Source organism: Rhodococcus sp. IEGM 1306 (assembly GCF_036541985.1).
Classification (GTDB): Bacteria; Actinomycetota; Actinomycetes; order Mycobacteriales; family Mycobacteriaceae; genus Rhodococcus_F; species Rhodococcus_F qingshengii.
In genome coordinates this window covers 478,982-498,321 of the sequence record NZ_JAZHFF010000003.1, presented here as the reverse complement: position 1 = coordinate 498,321, position 19,340 = coordinate 478,982, and the positions used below count along the sequence as shown (strand labels likewise).

19 protein-coding genes and 1 riboswitch are annotated in these 19,340 nt (G+C 62.4%); of the genes, 9 read left to right on the top strand and 10 right to left on the bottom strand.

What is annotated here, in order from left to right:
- The first annotated feature begins 161 nt into the window (after window positions 1-161).
- Both V3587_RS11855 and V3587_RS11850 read left to right on the top strand, forming a co-directional pair.
- Entirely contained in the window at window positions 162-1,385 is a 1,224-nt protein-coding gene (locus tag V3587_RS11855) for a TetR/AcrR family transcriptional regulator (RefSeq protein ID WP_283376490.1), read from the top strand.
- Between the two features lie 98 nt (window positions 1,386-1,483).
- A complete protein-coding gene (locus tag V3587_RS11850) occupies window positions 1,484-1,918 on the top strand; it encodes an OsmC family protein (protein ID WP_095970844.1) in 435 nt (144 codons plus the stop codon).
- On the opposite strand, the gene V3587_RS11845 is transcribed toward V3587_RS11850, so the two are convergent.
- On the bottom strand, window positions 1,893-2,375 hold the full coding sequence (locus V3587_RS11845; RefSeq protein ID WP_200314548.1) for a hypothetical protein: 483 nt from the start codon (window positions 2,373-2,375) through the stop codon (window positions 1,893-1,895). The two genes, V3587_RS11850 and V3587_RS11845, sit on opposite strands and share 26 nt — an antisense overlap.
- Window positions 2,372-2,887, bottom strand: a complete 516-nt coding sequence (locus tag V3587_RS11840) for a DUF4352 domain-containing protein (RefSeq protein ID WP_283376491.1) — start codon at window positions 2,885-2,887, stop codon at window positions 2,372-2,374. Before V3587_RS11840 ends, V3587_RS11845 begins: the two co-directional genes overlap by 4 nt.
- 24 nt (window positions 2,888-2,911) lie before the next feature.
- On the opposite strand from V3587_RS11840, the gene V3587_RS11835 reads away from it, so the two are divergent.
- Genes V3587_RS11835 through V3587_RS11825 form a run of 3 tightly spaced genes read left to right on the top strand, consistent with a single transcriptional unit; the run spans window position 2,912 to window position 5,669 of the window.
- Window positions 2,912-4,267 (top strand): sensor histidine kinase, encoded by a 1,356-nt coding sequence (locus tag V3587_RS11835; RefSeq protein ID WP_283376492.1) that lies wholly within the window; start codon window positions 2,912-2,914, stop codon window positions 4,265-4,267.
- A 48-nt stretch (window positions 4,268-4,315) separates the two neighbouring features.
- Window positions 4,316-4,969 carry a response regulator gene (locus V3587_RS11830; protein WP_095970848.1) on the top strand — a complete coding sequence of 218 codons (654 nt, stop codon included), beginning with the start codon at window positions 4,316-4,318 and terminating at the stop codon, window positions 4,967-4,969.
- Window positions 4,970-5,024: 55 nt separating this feature from the next.
- Window positions 5,025-5,669: a DsbA family oxidoreductase gene (locus tag V3587_RS11825; protein WP_234036727.1), complete on the top strand. Its 645-nt coding sequence runs from the start codon at window positions 5,025-5,027 to the stop codon at window positions 5,667-5,669.
- On the opposite strand, the gene V3587_RS11820 is transcribed toward V3587_RS11825, so the two are convergent.
- The gene (locus V3587_RS11820; protein WP_124569058.1) at window positions 5,648-6,916 is read right to left on the bottom strand and encodes a GAF domain-containing protein; all 1,269 of its coding nucleotides are present in this window, start codon (window positions 6,914-6,916) and stop codon (window positions 5,648-5,650) included. The two genes, V3587_RS11825 and V3587_RS11820, sit on opposite strands and share 22 nt — an antisense overlap.
- Before the next feature lie 59 nt (window positions 6,917-6,975).
- Window positions 6,976-7,755 (bottom strand): acetoin reductase, encoded by a 780-nt coding sequence (locus tag V3587_RS11815; RefSeq protein ID WP_095970851.1) that lies wholly within the window; start codon window positions 7,753-7,755, stop codon window positions 6,976-6,978.
- A gap of 220 nt (window positions 7,756-7,975) precedes the next feature.
- Here V3587_RS11815 and V3587_RS11810 point away from each other — a divergent pair, with 220 nt between their 5' ends.
- On the top strand, window positions 7,976-9,121 hold the full coding sequence (locus tag V3587_RS11810; protein WP_283376493.1) for a hypothetical protein: 1,146 nt from the start codon (window positions 7,976-7,978) through the stop codon (window positions 9,119-9,121).
- Between the two features lie 39 nt (window positions 9,122-9,160).
- On the opposite strand, the gene V3587_RS11805 is transcribed toward V3587_RS11810, so the two are convergent.
- A complete protein-coding gene (locus V3587_RS11805) occupies window positions 9,161-10,624 on the bottom strand; it encodes an MFS transporter (RefSeq protein WP_124568950.1) in 1,464 nt (487 codons plus the stop codon).
- Between the two features lie 213 nt (window positions 10,625-10,837).
- On the opposite strand from V3587_RS11805, the gene V3587_RS11800 reads away from it, so the two are divergent.
- On the top strand, window positions 10,838-12,673 hold the full coding sequence (locus tag V3587_RS11800) for a flavin-containing monooxygenase (protein WP_124568949.1): 1,836 nt from the start codon (window positions 10,838-10,840) through the stop codon (window positions 12,671-12,673).
- 60 nt (window positions 12,674-12,733) lie between these two features.
- On the opposite strand, the gene V3587_RS11795 is transcribed toward V3587_RS11800, so the two are convergent.
- From V3587_RS11795 to mhuD, 3 genes are all read right to left on the bottom strand, one after another.
- On the bottom strand, window positions 12,734-13,510 hold the full coding sequence (locus V3587_RS11795; protein WP_095970854.1) for a CbtA family protein: 777 nt from the start codon (window positions 13,508-13,510) through the stop codon (window positions 12,734-12,736).
- Window positions 13,501-13,695, bottom strand: coding sequence for a CbtB domain-containing protein (locus V3587_RS11790; protein ID WP_003945915.1), 195 nt, complete (start codon window positions 13,693-13,695; stop codon window positions 13,501-13,503). The genes V3587_RS11795 and V3587_RS11790 overlap by 10 nt, the downstream gene beginning before the upstream one ends.
- Window positions 13,696-13,720: 25 nt before the next feature.
- Window positions 13,721-13,858, bottom strand: a riboswitch (cobalamin riboswitch).
- 87 nt (window positions 13,859-13,945) lie between these two features.
- Complete coding sequence (gene mhuD / locus V3587_RS11785) at window positions 13,946-14,254, bottom strand: mycobilin-forming heme oxygenase MhuD (protein ID WP_007726927.1); 309 nt, start codon at window positions 14,252-14,254, stop codon at window positions 13,946-13,948.
- A 45-nt stretch (window positions 14,255-14,299) separates the two neighbouring features.
- Between mhuD and V3587_RS11780 the strand changes: the two genes are divergently transcribed.
- A complete protein-coding gene (locus tag V3587_RS11780; protein ID WP_095971015.1) occupies window positions 14,300-15,037 on the top strand; it encodes an alpha/beta fold hydrolase in 738 nt (245 codons plus the stop codon).
- Here V3587_RS11780 and V3587_RS11775 read toward each other — a convergent pair.
- Together V3587_RS11775 and V3587_RS11770 are read right to left on the bottom strand one after the other, a co-directional pair.
- The gene (locus V3587_RS11775; protein ID WP_283376494.1) at window positions 15,022-15,447 is read right to left on the bottom strand and encodes an HIT family protein; all 426 of its coding nucleotides are present in this window, start codon (window positions 15,445-15,447) and stop codon (window positions 15,022-15,024) included. The genes V3587_RS11780 and V3587_RS11775 overlap by 16 nt on opposite strands.
- Window positions 15,448-15,485: 38 nt before the next feature.
- Window positions 15,486-18,179, bottom strand: a complete 2,694-nt coding sequence (locus V3587_RS11770) for a helix-turn-helix transcriptional regulator (RefSeq protein WP_283376495.1) — start codon at window positions 18,177-18,179, stop codon at window positions 15,486-15,488.
- A gap of 225 nt (window positions 18,180-18,404) precedes the next feature.
- On the opposite strand from V3587_RS11770, the gene V3587_RS11765 reads away from it, so the two are divergent.
- On the top strand, window positions 18,405-19,316 hold the full coding sequence (locus tag V3587_RS11765; RefSeq protein WP_283376496.1) for a carboxypeptidase-like regulatory domain-containing protein: 912 nt from the start codon (window positions 18,405-18,407) through the stop codon (window positions 19,314-19,316).
- Window positions 19,317-19,340: the final 24 nt, after the last annotated feature.

Sequence of the window (19,340 nt, the reverse complement as noted above, 5' to 3'; positions counted from 1 at the left end):
CCGGCGCGACAGCTGCGTTGTAGGGTTTCGGGTGAAGCTGTACCGGGCGCGAATCGCGACCTTCGTGACGGTTAACATGATCCGTTCGGACTCACGCCTGTAGAAGTGCGGTGCAGCGGACGAAGGCAGTGCAAGAGAAAGCAACGGAAGTGGAGGGTCAGGTGCCCGGACAGACACGCGTCTCCGTGCGTGGCAGCGACCCCGCACCACGGACGCGTCCGAAGAATCGGAAGGCGCAAATTGCGGCCGCTGCTGCGGAAGCATTCAGCGAACGTGGCTACCACGCGGTGGGTATCGACGAGATCGCAGCGAAGGTCGGAATCTCCGGGCCTGCCCTCTATCGTCATTTCCCTACGAAATACGCGCTGTTCGTCTACACCGTGAACAACCTGACTCAGGCGTTGTTGGATGCCAGCGATCCCGCGGTACACGGAAACGACGATCCACGCGAGCAGTTGAACTCCACGATGGTGGGTGTCATTCGCGCGACGATCGAGAATCGGCGTAGGGGAGGTCTCTACCGATGGGAGGGGCGCTACCTGGTCGACGAGGATCGTGAGCAGTTGCGGGTGGGAATGCGCACGCTCAATCTTCGGATTGCCGAGCCGCTGGCCGCAGTTCGCCCGGAACTCGACCCGGCGGACGTGGAGCTCATCGCACCCGCTGTGCTCAGCGTGATCGCCAGTATCACCGGGCATCGATCAGCGTTGTCCGCCAAGCAGATCGAAGCGCTGATCCTTGCAGCATGCTGGTCCGTCGTCGGCGTCGAACTGCCGGTCGTTGTGGAAGGCGGCGCGGGGGCGGCGGCGTCCGAACGCAAAACCGGCCTCGTGCGGACGTCGAAACGTGAAGTGCTGCTTCAGGAAGCAGTCCTGCTGTTCTATCAGCGCGGGTATCACGACGTGAGCATCGAGGAGATCGGCGCCGCGGCGGGTATCAACGCGTCGAGTGTGTATCGGCACTTCGCGAGCAAGGCCGACCTACTGGCTGCGGCCTTCCACCGAGCGTCCGATCGTCTGACGATGACGTTGGGTTCGGCGTTGGCGGAATCCGAGACTCCTCTCGCAGCCGTCGAGACGTTGGCGAAGATGTACGTCGAGGTTTCGTTCGGAACCAGTGAACTGTTGGCCGTGTACTTTGCCGAGATCGGCAGCTTGCCGGATCGATCACGGACCGAGTTGCGCAACATTCAGCGTTTGAACGTCGAGGAATGGGCGCACCTGTGCGTCGAGGCACGGCCGGAGTTGACGATCGTCCAAGCGCGTTTCCTCGTCCACGCGGCGCTCGGGCTTGTCTTCGACATCGGCAGAATCGTGCACTTTTCCTCGGAGAACTCCGCACAGGCGCGCGTCGAGAAACTGCTGTCCGCGACGCTCCTCGGGTAGTCCCGTCCGAAACAGTAGGTGTGACGTCACGTATCGCGGGTAGGTTCGTGATCGCAAGGCGTTCACCGAATCATGTGAAGACGGAAGTAGGGACAGCAATGCCAACTCGTACCGCACGCACCGCCTGGAACGGCACCCTCGAGGCCGGATCGGGGCAGGTGGAACTCACCAGCTCGGGCGTCGCGACCTTCGACGTGTCGTTCCCCAAGCGCGCAGCTGAGGAGGCCGGCGGAACCACCAGCCCCGAGGAGCTCATCGCCGCAGCACATTCCTCCTGCTACGCGATGCAGTTGTCGGCCCTGATCGCCGAGGCCGGCGGAACCCCGCAGAGCCTGGACATCACCGCGGACGTGTCGCTCGGACCCGACACGGTCGGCTTCAAGCTCACCGGAATCAAGCTCACCGTTCGCGCCGAGGTCGACGGCCTCGACGCCGACGGCTTCGCCGAGGTCGCCCAGGCGGCCAAGGAAACCTGCCCGGTCAGCAAGGCACTGACCGGCGTCGACATCACGTTGGATGCGGCCCTGGACTGATCAACTCGTGCTCGGGCGCCCCCTCCGGCGCCCGAGTGCGGTTGTGTGTGATGACCAGGTAGCTCGCGAACAGTATCGGGAGCACCCACAGGTCCGATGGATCGCGATAGACCAGGATCGGCAAGAGATCTCCGCGGAATCCTCGTGCGGTCAGGCGGAGAAACCCGATCACCCACTCGTACGCGTCACCGATCGGCGGGACCACCTTCACCGCGGCGAAGCCGATACCCGTGACCGCGATGGACCAGGCGATCGCTGCTCGCCCCACCAGGTTTCGCCTGAGCACCTCGAAAACCGAGAGCAGAAGCAGGGGAAACAGGAACACGCCGGCGACGTCGGACAGCTTGCCCGTCACCATGTTCCCGAAGGCGCCTTTGAGTGCGTGGTCGTTGATCAGAATGATCGCCACCGAAACCAGCGCCCACGGACTCAGCAGCAGATCGCCCGGACGGTTCACGACAGGTTGATCGTTGCCGAGCCGGACGAGAACAGATCGCACTTGAACTGAAGGCGCAGACCGGTTGCGGCCTCGGGGACCTCGTAGGCCAGTTCGCCTCGCTTGGCAGCGCCCGGTGCAAGTTCTCCGTCGACACTCGACGTGCTGCTGTCGGTGAACGTGATGTTGTACGACTTGTTCGCCGAGTCCTGCAATTCGAAGCACATCATCGACGAGACAGTCGACGGCTTGTCACTGTTGTTGGTGACCTCGGTGTCGACCACCACGTAACGGTTTCCGGGATCAGCGGTGATGAACTGATTGGTCGAGACGTATGGATCGACGACGCCGTGTACCTGTACGCGCCAGTTGCCCAGCTCGACGACGTCACCGATGCCGAATGCAGCCGCAGGAGCGGTGGACGAACCGTTGTCGTCGACCTTCTTCGCTTCGTCTGTTTCGCCCGAGGCGATGGTTGCGAACAAGGCTGCGCCGACGGCGAGGAGGGCGAGGGGAGTGCGGAGTGATCGCATGATGTGCGCCTTTCGAGAGTTGGTATGGCACAAGTCAACGATGTGAGGACTGCTCACCGCTTCAGCCGAAAGATCGGTCCGCCTCATCCTTTCGGTCGGGACCTGGCGGTTCGTCCACCCGTTCGGCTGATTCGAGGCGTCGGTGGTGGTCGATACGCTTGCTCGGTGATCACCACCCAAGGAACTGTTGTGCGACGGCGCGTATGGACCACCACCGCCGTCGCGTTCAGCCTTTTCTGTTCCTTCATGACGGTGGGCATCGCCGGTTCGTCGGGAAACATGCCACCGGTGCTGGTCGGGATCGGGTTCGTCCTGGGCGTTGCCGGCGGGGTATCGCTCGTCTGGCGCCATCAGCATCCTTGGGTGGTTCTGGCGATCACGCTGGTCGGGCCGCTGTTCTTTCCCACTGATGCAACGGCGGCGCTCATCGCGTTGTTCGCCGTTGCCCGGATCGCACGTGGGCCTCGGCTTGCTGCCGCTGCGGCAGCTGTCTTCGTCGTGTGCGGAATTTCGTTGACCTACGACGCTTTTCGAAATCGTGAGTACTCCGTTCTCACGATGGGCACCATGAAACCCAAGGACGGTTCGGCAGTCGTTCAATACGACGTCGCCATCTGGATCCCGTGGCTCGTCGCGGCCGTCATGGTCGGCATCGTCGTGGCGCTCTCTCTCCTGATCCGGACCAGGACCGAACTCGTCGAGGCCGAGCACGTACGGGATCTGGCCACCGAGAAAACCGACGTGATGCGCGACGAGATGATTCGCACCGAGGAACGAACGCGGATCGCTCGCGACATGCACGACACGATCGCCGCCAGCTTGAGCCGGATTTCGTTGTTCGCCGGCGGGCTGCAGGTGAGCGCGGCAGACAATCCCGAGAAGGTCGTCAACACGGCTGCGATGATCAGAACGACCGCGCACGAGGCTTTGGACGAATTGAAGGGAATCGTCGGAGTGCTCAGAGGAAATGGTGATCGTCGCGAACACGGTGGGCATCAAGGGATCGACGCGATCGGCGATCTGGTCAACAGTGCCCGCGCCGCCGGCATTCACTGCCGCCTCGAATCCGAGTTGCTCCCGGGTGACGTCGGAATGTTGGCGGGTCACGTCTGCTATCGCGTCGTGCAGGAGTCACTGACCAATGTCCAGAAATACGCGAGCGACCAGATGCTCGTCATTTCGGTGACCGGGTCGCCGCACGACGGAATCCGTATCCTCGCACGCAACAAGCTCAGCGAGCTTGCACCCATGACGTCGATCGGTTCGCGATCAGGTCTACGCGGACTGGCCGAACAGGCGCGAGAGATCGGCGGCAAGGTCGAGGCCGGTGCGTTGGGGGACGATTTCCTCGTCAGTTGCTGGGTGCCCTGGTCGTCGTAGCCCGCCCACCCTCTCACTGTCGGGGGCTCTGGGTAATCTGAGCGCACTATGGACGCTGACTCGCGCATCACAGTTTTGATCGTCGACAACGACGCCTGGGTTCGGCGCGGAATGAAGGACATCCTGGAAGCAGCGCCGGACATCGTGGTGGTTGCCGAGGCAGAAGACGGCGATCAGGTCGCAGCCAAGGTCACGCGTTTTCGTCCGCACGTTGTGTTGATGGATCTGAAGATGGCGCGGGTCGGCGGCCTGGAGGCCACCCGAGAATTGATGACCATGAGCAATCCGCCGAAGGTCATTGCGATGACAGCCTTCGACGTCGACGACATGGTCGTGCAGGCCGTCGAGGCGGGTGCGCACAGTTTCCTGAGCAAGGACGCGGCTCCACAGGCGTTCCAGCAGGCAGTACGAGTGGTGGCGTCCGACCACTCGTTGTTCAGCTGCGATTCTCTGCGCGCCATCGTGGCCTCGACGCCGCGTCGGCAAGCCCCCGATCAGACTCCCCTCGCTTCGCTCACCGAACGCGAGCGTGAAGTGCTGGCAATCCTGGCGACGGGCGCGGCCAACAGCGTCATCGCCGAGCGGCTGTACCTCGGTGAGACCACCGTCAAGACGCACATCTCTTCACTGTTCGCCAAGCTCGGCGTGCCCAACCGGGTGGGTGCGTCGTTGATCGCGTTCCGGTGTGGCCTGGTCACGTGACTCGGGACTAATCCCGCCCCTGTTCGTTGTTGCACCTTCGGTGACTGATCAAATCGTGATTGACCAAGACGTGACCATCGAAGTGTGGTCGGACGTCGCTTGCCCGTGGTGCTACATCGGAAAGACCAGGTTCCTCTCGGCTCTGGATCGTTTCGAGAACAAGGACCGCGTCAACGTCATCTGGCGCTCGTACCAGCTCGCTCCGGAGACCCCGGTGGGCGCGGGCCGTACCGAACTCGACGCGTTGGTCGAGATGAAGGGGATGGCGCCTGATCAGGTACGTCAGATGTTCGCCCATGTCAGTGCGACGGCAGCCGAGGTCGGGTTGACCTTGGACTTCGACACCGTGATCGCCGCCAATACCTTTGATGCGCACAGGTTGCTGCATCTCGCGGGTGAGCGGCAGAACGAACTCCTCGAAGCGCTGTTCAAGGCTCACTTCAGCGACGGCAAGGTGATCGACGACCGTGAGGTGTTGGTCGAGCTGGCCGTGAGCGTCGGTCTCGATGCCGATGTGGTGCGCGAGCAACTGGGCTCCGATGCCGCCGCCGAGGCCGTGCGCGAGGATCTGTCCATGGCGCGCCAACTCCAGGTCAGTGGTGTTCCGTTCTTCGTTGCCAACCGTGCGGTCGCAGTGTCGGGCGCTCAGCCCGAAGAGGTGTTTCTGCAGTTGCTTACTCAGGCCTCCGAACCGGCCTGAGTAAGGCGAGCGGCACGTACTGCCGGCGCGTTCGAGAACGGCAACAGATGCGCGCCGTCCACGGGGCAGGACAACGTCACGTGCGCTGCATCGACGAACCGGTACGGCTGCGCTGCAACAACTCCGGCAAGGTTCTTTCGCAGACGTGACATCTCGGCCCGCGCAGTCACCGTGCGGGCCGGGTCACCGAACAGGTCTTGCGCCAACCGAGATGCAGTCAGTCCTCGTCTTTCCGATCCGAGGAGGAACAGAATCTCGGCGTGGCGCTGGGTCGGGGAGTACGCCCATTCGCCGAACCCGGATGTGACGGTCACCGACATGTTCTCGGAATCGCGCAGATCGATATGCACCGTGGGAGCGGTGATTTTCTCGCCGGTGGTGATCGGACGAACCAGCCACCCGCCGGGGAGCGGATCCAGTTCGCACAGGCCCAGAGCCGGAAACCACGTTCTGCCGGGAGCCAAAGCTGCGGGAAGCAGCACGCGCGAGCGATGGGGGAGTGCGTCGACCGCTGCGACCCATCCATGAGTATCGATCACCAATGCGGGTGATCCGCTGCGGGCGAGCATCGGCCCTGCAACAGAACGTAATTGATCGAGATTGTCCCGATGCTTGTCGCGCAGGTGTGATTGGGCGAGGCGTGCGACGGCGTCGACCAGAGCGAGCGTCGTGGGATGGACGGTCTTCGCCGGACCACTGATGTCCACCACGCCGATGACACGGTCGTCCCGCGGATCGCGGATGGGTGCCCCCGCACATGTCCACGGATGGTGGCTACGCGCATAGTGTTCCGCCGAGAAGATCTGCACCGCCTGTCGTGACACCAATGCCGTTCCGATGGCGTTGGTACCGACGCTGTCCTCGGCCCAGTTCGCCCCTTCGACAAAACCCAGACGCGCAGCCTGATCGAGTACGCGATGGGAACCGCTGCGCCACAGCACAGTTCCGCGAAGGTCCGCTACGACCATGATGTTCTCACCGCTCGCGGTGACCGATTCGAGTCCGCGTGTCACGTCGTCGAGCACGTCGTACAGTCCGGACTCACGACGACGGAGATCGAGTTCGGCAACGTCCATCGACGGTTCGACCCGGTTGTGCTCGGGGTCGATACCGAGTTCGCGCAGGCGCTGCCACGATTGGCGCACCACGTCCCTGGGTCGGGCCGGTGCGCGGTCTCCGGCCATCGTCGCGTCGTACACCGCGGCGAGGGTCCTCGCGTAGTCGCGAGGATCCTCGCCGGGTGGCATCGCGGGTTCGGGCAACCGCCTTTTCTGCGAGGGCACCGTTCTCGGTGACGACACTTCGGTCAGCGGTAGACGAGACCGCCGTCGATGAGACCGGCCTGCCCGGTCATGTAGTCGGAATCGGGCCCGGCGAGGTAGGAGACGAAACCGGCTACATCGTCGGGGGTTTCAGCTCGACCCAGCGCAATTCCGCCGACGAACTTCTCGTAGGTGGCGCCCTCCGGCGCACCGGTCAGTTCGGCGAACCTCTTGTCGATCGTCACCCACATGTCGGTTCCCACGACGCCGGGGCAGTACGCGTTGACGGTGATTCCGTCGGACGCGTATTCCTTGGCTGCGGCCTGAGTGAGGGCCCTGACCGCGAATTTCGTGGCGCTGTAGACGCCGAGCATGGCGAATCCGTCGTGGCCGGCGATGGACGACGCGTTGATGATCTTTCCGCGTTGTCCCAGCGCTTGGAACTTTGCTGCTGCAGCTTGAATTCCCCACAGCACACCGTCGACGTTGACGCTCCAGATCTTCGAGACCTCTTCCGGCGTCGCGTCGGAGATCGGGCCGACGAGAGCGATTCCAGCGTTGTTGACGATGACGTCGAATCCGCCCAATTCCTTGTGCGCGTGTTCGACAGCGGCGTTCACCTGTGCTCGATCGCTGACGTCGGCGACAAACGTGGTCGCCTGACGCCCGATCTGTCGAATCTCGTCGGCAACCGCATCCAGCTTGGTCTGATCGAGGTCGACCAGTGCGATGTCGGCGCCGTCGTGGGCGAGGCGGAGAGCGATTCCGCGTCCGATTCCTTGGCCGGCGCCGGTGACCAGAACTACCTTGCCCGTGATGCTCATGCAGTTTCTCCTCGTTGGTAGTGAAACGGTTAGCCGTGAACCGGTGAGTGATTTGTATGTGACGACGACCACAATGCGGAAGGGTTGCACGGTGTTGCAATTCCGAAGAATCGGACTGCGATTGCAACCCTCGGCAACCCTCCCGGTGCCCCGCGCGACAGCTTCATAGTTGCGCGACCACTTCGCGAATCATCTTGCGAGACAATCTGGGAGAGGGAACATGACCGCTACAGTCGACACACCCACAGAACCGGCGACGCCGAACCGGCCACCGTCACGCCGCTGGATCGGGTTCGGGATCACCAATCTTGTGATCGTTCTCGTGCTGGCCGTGGCGAGTTGGTACCTTCTGGCAGATCCGACCACCAGCCCGTGGAATTTCTATCCTTTGCCGTTCAACGCGGCGCTTTTCTGGGCGATCCTGTTTGTGGTGTTCATCGGCTTCAACTGCGAGTTCGCCGGCTTCGATCGACTCCCGCAGCCGGCGAAGGGGCTGGCGATCATGGCTGCGACCGCGGTCTTCGCCGTCGTGGTGACGTGGCTCCTGGCACACGGTTTGGGGAGCTTGTACCCGGATTTCGCGGCCGATCGTGAGGGCGGTCTCGGTTATTTCGCGGGTGCGCTGTTCGTGCTCTTCGGATTCGGGACCTGGGTGATGGTGGTCCTGAACTGGCAGCACTGGCCGTGGACTTCCCTCGGGATGAAGCAACCGCTGGTGGGGTTGTGTGAGATCGCGTTTGTCGCCGTCCCGACGCTGGCGCTGTACTTCGTGTTCGGCCTGCCGTCCGTGTCGCTTTCCGCCACGGATCCGTTGATGACCGTCGACACCGTGCTCGGTTGGTTCTACTGCGTCGTGGTGGTCGTGATCCTGACCGGTCAGACGCTCGACAACTGGCCGTGGCGACTGTTCGGCGGTGGTGGAAAGACGGCGCTCGCAGCCACGATCGGTAACTTCGCCGCGGGAACCGGCTTGTACTTCGTGGCACTTCCGGTCGTGAAGGCACTGGTGGGAAGCGATGCTGTTGCCGAGTTGGGTGGCGTGGTCCATCAGTTCCCGGCGCAGCTCGGTGTGTGCTGGGCGTTCTGGATGATCTTCTGGGCCAACGCCTTCGGCAACAAGCCGACGGGTTTTGCGGACGGGGTCAACCTCGCGATCCGCGCGCTGCTCACGTTTGTGCTCGCGGTGGTGACCTTCCTGTTCTATTACCGCTTTGCGGCAGAGAACATTCTTCACGAGCCGGCAGTCGTCGACGGATTACACGGGAACGCACTGGGTTTCGTGGACTGGGCTGTGCTGTGGACCCTGTTCTACGTCGTGGGATTTCAGTCGCTGGGACTCGGCAAGTTGAAACCTGCCGAGGTGTGACACGGTTGCCCGCACGACGGTGCGGGCAACCGGTATCGGTCAGACGTTTGCAGCGGAGATCGACTCGACGGGTGTTTTGCTGCGGGAAGACATCTTTCGGACGGGAATCGACAGCGCGATCGCTGCGGCGAGCAGGGCGAACCCGCATCCGATCAACAGACTGGTGCGGAAGCCGGCTTCCGACGGCAGGATATGGCCATCGGCCTGGATGGTCATCTGTGCGAGAACGACGCCGATGACGGCGGCGCACACAGACGTGCCGATCGAGCGCATCAAGGAGTTGAAGCTGTTGGCAGCAGCAGTAGCGGACGGCGGCACCGCGCCCATGATGAGGGCGGGCATGGAACCGTACGCGAGACTGATGCCGGCATTGGCGATGCAGGCGACGATCAGCAGCCCCCACGTCGAGCCCATCAGCAGCATCGAAGATCCGTAACCGAGAGCGAGGACGAGCGCGCCTGTGATGAGTGTGAACTTCGGCCCGCGCAGTGCGGTGAGGCGTGCGCCGAGTGGAGAGACCGCCATCATCACGAATCCGGGTGGCGCCATCCACAGGCCCATCGCCAACATCGACTGTCCCATGCCGTAACCGGTGGACTCCGGTAGTTGCAGCAGTTGCGGGATGATCAAGAACTGGGTGTACATCGCGAATCCAGTTGCGATGGAAGCGATATTGGTCAGCAACACCTGCGGCTTCGCCGTCACACGTAGGTCCACGAGCGGGTCGTCGGTGCGTCGTTCGAACCAGACCCAGCCGAGAAGAACGATGATCGTGGTCGCGAACAAGCTCACGGTGGTGCCGCTTGTCCATCCCCAGCTGCCGCCTTTCGATACGGCCAGCAGGAGTGAGATCAGGCCGGCTCCGAGCCCGATCGCGCCGATCAGGTCGAACCGTCCGCCGACCTTGTGTACCGGTGTCGCCGGGACGAAGAACCAGGTCAGGATCAGTATCAGCACACTGAGCGCCGCTGATCCCCAGAAGAGTGCCCGCCAGCTGGCGTTCTGAGCTACTGCCGCGGCGATCGGCAGGCCGAGTGCGCTGCCGATTCCCATGGATGAACTCATCAGAGCGATTGCAGAATTGAGTCTCTCCGGCGGAAGCAGATCGCGTAGTGCGCTGACGCCGAGTGGGATCAGGCTGACGCAGATGCCCTGCAATCCGCGTCCGATCACCATCGGAATCAGAGAACTGGCAGTTGCGCAGATGACCGATCCGACTATGAGCGGGATCGTGCAGATCAGAATCAGCCGCCGCTTGCCGTACAGATCCCCGAGACGCCCGGCTATCGGTGTAGCGACGGCACCCGCCAGGAGCGTCGCAGTGACGACCCACGACGCGTTCGAGGCGGTCGTGTTCAGCAGTGTGGGTAGTTCCGCGATCAGTGGGACGACAAGCGTTTGCATGAGTGCGGCGAGGATGCCGATGAACGCCAGTACGCCGACAAGTCCGCCAGGTCGTACGGCGGGGGCCGTCCGCTCGGCAATAGCGCCTGCTCGTGCCATGCGCGTCTCCTTTGCATATCGCGGGTGGTTCCGGATGCGAAGGGCTGCGCATCGTCGAAGGCGGTTTGAATCGTACATATCGTTGCATTATTCAACTAGTTTTGTGATCGAGGGATTGGTCACAGTGGGGCGGATTGCAACAGGCTGCAACGCTTGTGACCCGGGCCACTGATGCGATGTGCTGTGTGTCACATTCACAAACAAGGAGAAGTGATGACGCAAACCATCGATTCCGCAGTCGCCCCCGAGGTGAAGCTGACGGCGGTGACACCGCAGGAGCGCGTCGATGCCTGGCTGGCGGATTTCGAGTCGGCACTTGCCGCTCGTGACATCGAGCGTGTTGCAGGCAAATTCGCACTCGACAGTTTCTGGCGAGACTTGGTGTCGTTCACTTGGAACATCAAGACCGTCGAAGGTCGCGAGCAGATCGCCGACATGCTCTCCGCACGACTCGACGACACCGATCCTTCGGGGTTCCGGACCACCGAGACGCCCGACGAGGCCGACGGCGTCACGTCGGCCTGGATCGAATTCGAGACTGCAACCGGGCGTGCGCACGGGCACCTTCGTCTGAAGGGCGATGAAGGTTGGACCCTGCTGACGTCGTTGCAGGAACTCAAGGGCCACGAGGAGGGCAAGGGCACTCGCCGCCCGCGCGGCGCCAAGCACGGTGCAGATCCGAATCGCGTCACGTGGGCCGAGCAGAAGGAGATCGAGGACCGCGAACTCGGTTACACCACACAGCCTTACGTCGTGATAGTTGGCGGTGGGCAGGGCGGAATCGCGCTCGGTGCCCGGATGCGTCAGCTCGGAGTGCCGGCCATCGTGATCGACAGCCATGAGCGACCCGGCGACCAGTGGCGCGGACGCTACAAGTCCCTGTGCCTGCACGATCCGGTGTGGTACGACCACCTGCCTTACATGCCGTTCCCCGACAACTGGCCGGTGTTCGCGCCCAAGGACAAGATCGGCGACTGGCTCGAGATGTACACCAAGGTCATGGAGGTGCCGTACTGGAGTTCCACGACCTGCACGTCAGCGTCGTTCGACGAGAAGACCCAGGAATGGACCGTCGAGGTCGACCGCAACGGCGAGAAGCTGACCTTGCGTCCCAAGCAGTTGGTGATGGCGACGGGTATGTCCGGCAAGGCCAACGTCCCGACGTTCCCCGGGCAGGACAAGTTCCTCGGCGATCAGCACCACTCGAGTAAGCACCCCGGCCCGGATCAGTACGTCGGCAAGAAGGTTGTGGTCATCGGGGCCAACAATTCCTCGCACGACATCTGCGGCGCTCTGTGGGAAAACGGCATCGACGTCACGATGGTGCAGCGCAGCTCGACGCACATCGTGAAATCGGATTCGCTGATGGATCTGGGCCTGGGCGATCTGTATTCGGAGCGTGCGCTTGCCGCCGGCATGACGACGCACAAGGCGGACCTCACGTTCGGTTCGCTGCCGTACCGGATCATGCACGAGTTCCAGATCCCGGTGTACGACGCAATCCGTGAGCGCGACAAGGACTTCTACGATCGCCTCGAGAAGGCCGGTTTCGAGCACGACTGGGGCGACGACGGTTCGGGTCTGTTCATGAAGTACCTACGCCGCGGATCGGGTTACTACATCGACGTCGGTGCCGCCGAACTGGTCGCCAACGGAGACATCAAGCTCGCGCACGGCAACATTCGTGAACTGACCGAGAACAGCGTGATCCTCGAAGACGGTACGGAATTGCCGGCCGACGTGGTGGTCTACGCGACCGGCTACGGCTCGATGAACGGTTGGGTGGCCGATCTGATCGGACAGGACACCGCGGACAAGGTCGGCAAGGTGTGGGGCCTGGGCTCGAACACGACCAAGGATCCGGGACCGTGGGAGGGCGAGCAGCGCAACATGTGGAAGCCCACGCAGCAGGAGGCGCTCTGGTTCCACGGCGGCAATCTGCATCAGTCCCGGCACTACTCGCTGTACCTCGCGTTGCAGTTGAAGGCGCGCTACGAGGGTATTCCGACGCCGGTGTACGGGCTTCAGGAAGTGCATCACCTGAGCTGAGACGAGAACTGCTGTGCGCCTTTATTAACCGCGGGCGGTTAATAAAGGCGCACAGCAGGTTCAGCGAAGGGCGTACTTCTTCGCCACGTCGGCGTTCTTGGTCGCGCGCTCGGTGAGGAAGGCAAATGCCAATCCGAGTACGAGCCACAGCGTCGCCTGTGTAGCGAGCGAGGAAAGCCGGAACTCCCACAGCAGAGTTGCCGGGAAATCTTCACCCACCTCGTTGATGCCGGGAAGCGAGACGTAACCGATCGCGACGATCACCAGGAACGCAGCCACCGGAGCAGCGATGCGCACACTGAGGAACTCGTGTCCGGAAACTGCCTTTGCTGCCGCTGCCGCTGCGGTGACGGACAGCAGTCCGAGAATCACGGCGGCCAGCCACAGCAGTGTGCGCTGATTGATGGTGTCCGGATCTCCGACGGCAGGCGGATTGGCCGGGTACTTGAAGAACGGCACGGCCTCGATGGCCAGCCAACCGCCGACGGCGATGGTGATCGCCAACAACGGTCCGGACATCCCGGTGAGTCGTCGCGCGTAATTCGCGACGACCGAGAAGATCGCGCCGAGTGCCAGTCCGGCCAGCGCTGTGGCCAGGAACAACCCGGCGCGCTGCCCGTCGCGGCTCACCAGTGGTTCTTCTTCGTCCCCGTGTGAATGCCCAGCGGCTTCGCCGGCAGCCTCACCGGTGGCGCTGTTGGCTTCTTCGATCGCAATGGCAGCATTGACGTGCGGTTCACCCAGCACGAACGCAACTCCGCCGGCAAGGATGCCCGCGATCAAACCAGCCAACAAACCACGAATGAGAAGCTTCGTGAAATTGTCGACTAGTGGCACGGCAGGCCCATCAAGTGGCGACCGTCGTGCATCAGTTCATGCATGTACATACCGGTGCGAGAGATAGCGCCCTGGTCGAATCCGACCAGGTAGAGAGCGAGCATCGCGAACAGCACTACTGCAGCGGCAAGGAAAGCCAGACGAGTCGAGTCGATCGACGTATCGGGAGAATAGGCGAGAGCCATCGAAGCCTCCTGGGATTTTCGCGTCCCCTAGGTCCATGCGATGGCCGAAGTGTCTGGCTGTCGAAATGGTCGTGCCGAAAAGACACTTCACCTCGAATTACAGTGGCGCGACCGCTCCGGGCTTTCACCGGATTCCTGTCGGACCATCGCGTTTACATGCGAACTTTTGCACTACTGCCCGCACCGTGTCAACGCGTGAAGCCGAGTTGAGCAGGGATTGCGCTCGCCGCGGCGAGCGCAATCCACGAAATCAGCTCTTGGCGGCTACGTCCAGGACAACTTCGAATTCCAGCAACGACGCACCCGAAGCGACAGGCTTCGCGCGCTCACCTGAGTGTGCTTCGCGGGCAGGGCCGTCACGCCAATCGGCGAATGCCTGCTCGGACTCCCACTGCGTCACCACGAAGTAGCGGCTCTCACCTGCGGTGGGGCGGAGGAGTTGGAATCCGAGGAAGCCCGGTGAGTTCTCGACTGCATGAGCGCGTGCTGCGAAGCGCTTCTCCAGTTCGGGGCCGGCGCCCTCGGGGACCTCGATTGCATTGATCTTCACGACTGCCATGCAAGCGACATTACCCGCGTACCTTCACCGCGTACCGTGACACTCGTGTTGCATGACGAAGGTGGAACGGGACAACCGATTCTGTTGTTGCACGGCCTCATGGGCAGCTCACGAACGTGGCGTCGCCACGTGCCGTGGATCCGCGAGTTCGGCCACGTCTACACCTTCGACGCCGCCGGTCACGGCAGGCCTGCGCCTGCTGAACTGACCACCGAGGCATTCGTCGAGGACCTGGCGTCTGCTGTTGCTTCCGTCGAGGGTCCGATGATCGTGATCGGGCATTCGATGGGGGCGCTGCACGCCTGGTGCTTCGCCGCCGCGCACCCCGACAAGGTCGGTGCCCTCGTCCTCGAAGACATGGCTCCCGATTTTCGCGGACGCACCGCGGCGGATTGGGCTCAGATGATCTCGGCGTGGCCGCAGCCGTTCGCTTCCGAGGACGCGATGAAGGAATTCTTCGGCCCCGTCGCCGGCCAGTACTTTCTCGACTCTTTCGACCGCCGCGACGACGGGTGGTACCTGCACGGCGAGGTGTCGACCTTTCGTGACATCTCGGAGGAGTGGGGTACGCGGCATTTCTGGGATCAGTGGAAGGCGATCGAGGTGCCGACCTTGCTCATCGAGGGGGAGTTCACCATCACCCCGGAAGGACAGATGCGTGAGATGGCCGAGAGGCCGGAAACCCGGTACGTACGTATTGCCGATGCAGGTCACCTGGTCCACGACGATCAACCGCAGCGTTACCGTGACGTGGTGACGGAGTTCCTTCAGACAGTGAGTTGACTGCGGATCGACGCGCCCACCTGCTCCAGTTCGACGGCTCTTCTGGCCAGAAGTCCGGCAGCGAACTTAGCCTTGTCGCCGCGATGGCGTGGGACGACGTGCAGGTGCGAGTGGAACACGGTTTGGCCCGCGGCGCGACCGTCGTTGACCAGAAAGTTGACTCCGTCAGCGGCGATGTCGCAGCGGCGAAGGGCTCCGGCGATGAGCGTCCCGACGCGGAACATCTCAGCGCCCTCGCTGCTTTCGAGAGCATCGAGGTTTTCTGCATGGCGTTTGGGAACCACCAGAGTGTGTCCCCGACTCACCGGTCGGGCATCGAGGAATGCGAGAGTCGTCTCGCTCTCGTGAACGAGAATTGCCGGCTCGGTCAGTGCGACGATCTTGCAGAAGACGCAGGTATCGGTGCTCATGCCTACAGAATGTAGTCCGAATCAGATCCGAACCGGGACTACAGCAAGCGCAGCTGACGTGCCTTCGTGATCGCTTCGTTTCGATTGTGCGCGTCGAGCTTCTTGTAGAGGGTACGTAGTTGAGTCTTGACGGTGTTGACGGACACGTACAGTTTGTCCGCCATCGCGGCCGACCCCATTCCCAGTGCCAGGAGTGAGAGGACCTTCTGTTCGCGTTCGGTGAGCTCGACGATGCGAACGATCTCCGGAAAGGATTCAGCAGGACGCTTTTTCGCGAACTCGGCGAGTGCGGGCGAATTCGTTTTCGCCATCGATTCGAGCTTCTCGACATCAGCCGATGCGATGGTCGCGAACGAACGCAGAAGTCCGGTCTGATCCGCGATACTGCACGCTCTGGACCATTCCTGCGCCGCGAGGCGCGGTTCACCCAACTCGGAGTGTGCAACCGCTTGCACCAGAAGCGATTCCATCTGTGCTCGCGGATACGACTCGCCGGACCAGTCGAACTGGTGACACAGGGCGACCGCGGCTTCGTTCTGGCCGATCCGCTGTCGTAGGCGTGCCACCGACGTGAGGGTCCACGGGTTGGTCGCGGGATCGATGATCTCCTTGGCCAGTGCTGCGGCCTTGTTTCCCTCTCCGCGAGCGAGCAGGAGATCGATCTCGGCGGATTGCAGCAGCGGGAGCGCGAAAGAGGAAGCCGTGTACTGCATGGAATGCGCTTCGATCGCATTGTGGAGCAACAGTAGTGCCGATGTTCGGTCGCCGGAGGTCAAGGCGAATTGGCAGTGCGCATAGATGACGAATGCCCACAGTTCCTCGGTGTCGGAAGGTAGACCGAGTTCGGTCAGTGTCCCGCGTGCGTCGTCGAAGTCGAGTGTGTCGAGGGCCTCGAGCACCCGTGCCGTGAGGCCGGCGATCTTGACCACAGGTTCCAGCCAACCGCCAGGGTCCGGGTGCTTTTGCTCGAGCTCGAACCAGTATGCGGCCTGGCGAGGTTCACCCGCCAGCGCCCAATTCAGTGCGGCACTGCCCGCAGAGTTGCGAGCGATGAAGTCGACTCCGTGAGACAGTGCGCCGTGGTAGGCCATCCGGGCCTTGATCGTGGATTCGGTGAGCCTGCCGCTCAATTGAAAATTGATCGCCCATTGAAGTCGCATGAGAGGGAGTTGCGCGCTGACGGCTTCCGGGTTGTTCTCCAGCGCACTGCGACTGAGGTGAGACAGGCGCCTGGTGGTTTCTGCTGCGAGCCCGTACTCGCCGGCCATCCTGAGCATGATCGATTGAACGCAGGCAATGCTCAAGGCGTCCTTCGCGCCGGCCTCGCTGCCGAGCTCCCACAGTTCGGTCGGCGATTCGGGTAGCAAGTCGACGACCGCCGAGCGCTCGCTCGGATGCATCGTGAACAGAGCGCGCCCCGCCTCCACAGCAGAGTGTTTGTCGGCAGCTTCCATCGGAATCCGTTGGAGGGCAGAGCGAACCGAGTCCAGGTTGTGGACGATCATCGTCACCCAGTGTTGCTCGACGATGTCTACTGCCAGTGTCCAGTTCTTTGCCTCGACAGCGTAGTCCAGTGCTGACGCGTGATGACCGTTGTCGAGTCGATTGTGCGCGAGGAACGAAAGACGTTGCGCTGGATCGATTCCAGCGTGGGTGTGGCGCGCAAGTATCGATCGACGAATTGCGGGCGGCAACTCCCAGGTTTCTTCTGCTTCGGTCTCGACCCGCGACACCAATCCGGATGTCTCGAGTATCGCCAGGCGCGCGCGAATCTGATGAACGGTCTCGGCAGCGTCCGGGCGTTGGGACTCGAACAGTATTGCGGCGATGTCGACGGTGATCGATCGCGCAAAGGCCGTCGCGAGCAGGAACTCGAGTTGCTTCACGTGCTCGGCCGTGGTGAGAACGGAATTGTTCACGTAATCGTCTATCGCCCGCGCGATGTTCTTTTCGATCATCTGCCCGCGGTTGCCGGTGCCGGTGCCGGAGACGCGGACGGCGGGAACGGCGACGCGAACAAGCGCGGGCAGTCCTCCCGTCAAGGATGTGATTTGTTCGGAATCACCGTCAGTCGGTTGTACGCCGGCCTGTTCCAGCAAATGGGCGGTATCGGCTGTCGTGAACAACAGCTCACTCGCACTTATCACCTCGTGGTCGGTGTCGAGCAGGTACGGCTCGGAGAACATGCCGAAGCCCGAGAGCGTGACCACGAGGTCCAGATTGTGGCAGAGGGTGAGGAGTTCGATCAGCTGATCGTCCAACTCTGGTTCCGCTGTCAGATCCGGCCTGATCAGCACGAGCAGCACGGGGCGACTGAGGGCGTTCAGGGATTTGGCGACAGCGGTGAAAGGATCGGCGAGATCGTCGATGTCGGGCAGTGCGATTCCGGCGGCATGGATTCGATCGAGGACAATGGCCCAGAAATCTTCGAGAGTCGACGAGGGCTGTGGGGCCGAGACCCAGACGAGTATTCGTTCGGATGCCAGATGAGCGCGCAGCCACGATGCGATCAACGACGATTTCCCGTGACCGTTCGGTGCACGGACGATGGTCAGCGCGGCGCGCCGGTCAAGTTTCGAGAACAGTGCCTGCCGGGGAATCGACGTCGCGAGAGTGCGCCTTTCGGGAATAGCTGCCCAGTCATGGCCGTCCATCCCGAACATCAGCGCGGACCCTTTCTGCTTTCGCGCCCCGCAGTAATTGAAGAGTTTGGGCGGATTGTCTCGATCCATCTATCTACAGGGAGGAGCGTAGCTGGTGCGAATCCAGAGCGTGCGATCCCGGGCAATTCACCCGGGACTTCACCCTGGGTGAGAGAAGTTCACCCGCACAATCACGCCGTCACCATTGGCTTTCGCGGCCATCGAGCGACTTCTATTGAACGTAGCTCGGGATTCGCCAAATGTGGCCGCGAGTGCCTGTCGGGAGCCCCGAGAGTCAGACTTCAAAGGAGCGTCGTGAGAACTCGTCTGTCAGAGGTGTGGTCGAAGGCCGTTGTCGTCGGACTCCGACCGAGGGCGTGGCGGAGAGGAGTGCGAGGTATCGGCGTCGTTGTCGTGACCGGAGCTCTGGTGGTCGGCGCTGCTGCGCTCGGTGTGCTTCCGACGCAGTCGGATGTTCGATTGGCAGCCGAGGGAGAGTTCACGCCTGCCTTCACCGTCGGGTTGACGGCCATCGACGGTGCACCGCCTTTCGATCCAGCCGACGGCCCCGGCCTCGATTCCGGACCGTCCAACGGGATTGTCCGAGAGGGTGATCCGGTGACGTACGTCGTCGACATCGGTGTCCGGGGCGCATCGCTCTCGGACGTGGTCGTACAACTTCAGGTGCCCCGAGGTTTCACTCTGCCGTCCCTGCCGGACTACTGCGGAGTCGGCTCGGACATCGACGAGGCCGGGTTACTGTGCTTGGTAGGGGATCTGGAAGCGGATCGATTCTTCACACGAACTGCGACGATGATTGCGGGCAAGCGGGAAGATACCGACGGTCTACCGACAGCAGTAGTGGTCACTGCCGATAGTGGTGCGGTTCGCGTGCGGTCGAACGACGTCACTGTGCGCGTGTCGACTGGACCGGGAGTGTGTGATCCACAAGGAAATTCCGTCGACGGACAGACGGTTCAGGAGGATCCGGTAGCTGCGAACGGGCAGATCTCGGGTCTGGTGACGTCCGGCACCACGCAGACAGTGGCGATCATCGGTATCGATCAATGCGGGCACGCGACAGCGCGGACAGTGACACCGTTCGAGGGTCACTTCTCGTTTCTCGGACTGTTACCGGGGACGTATCGCGTCACGGTCGACGGCCGAGCGCCGGTGGACGTGGTGCTGGAACCAGGTGCAATGGCGGCCGATGGCCTGACGTTCTGATAGAGCTTCGCAGTGATGGCAGCA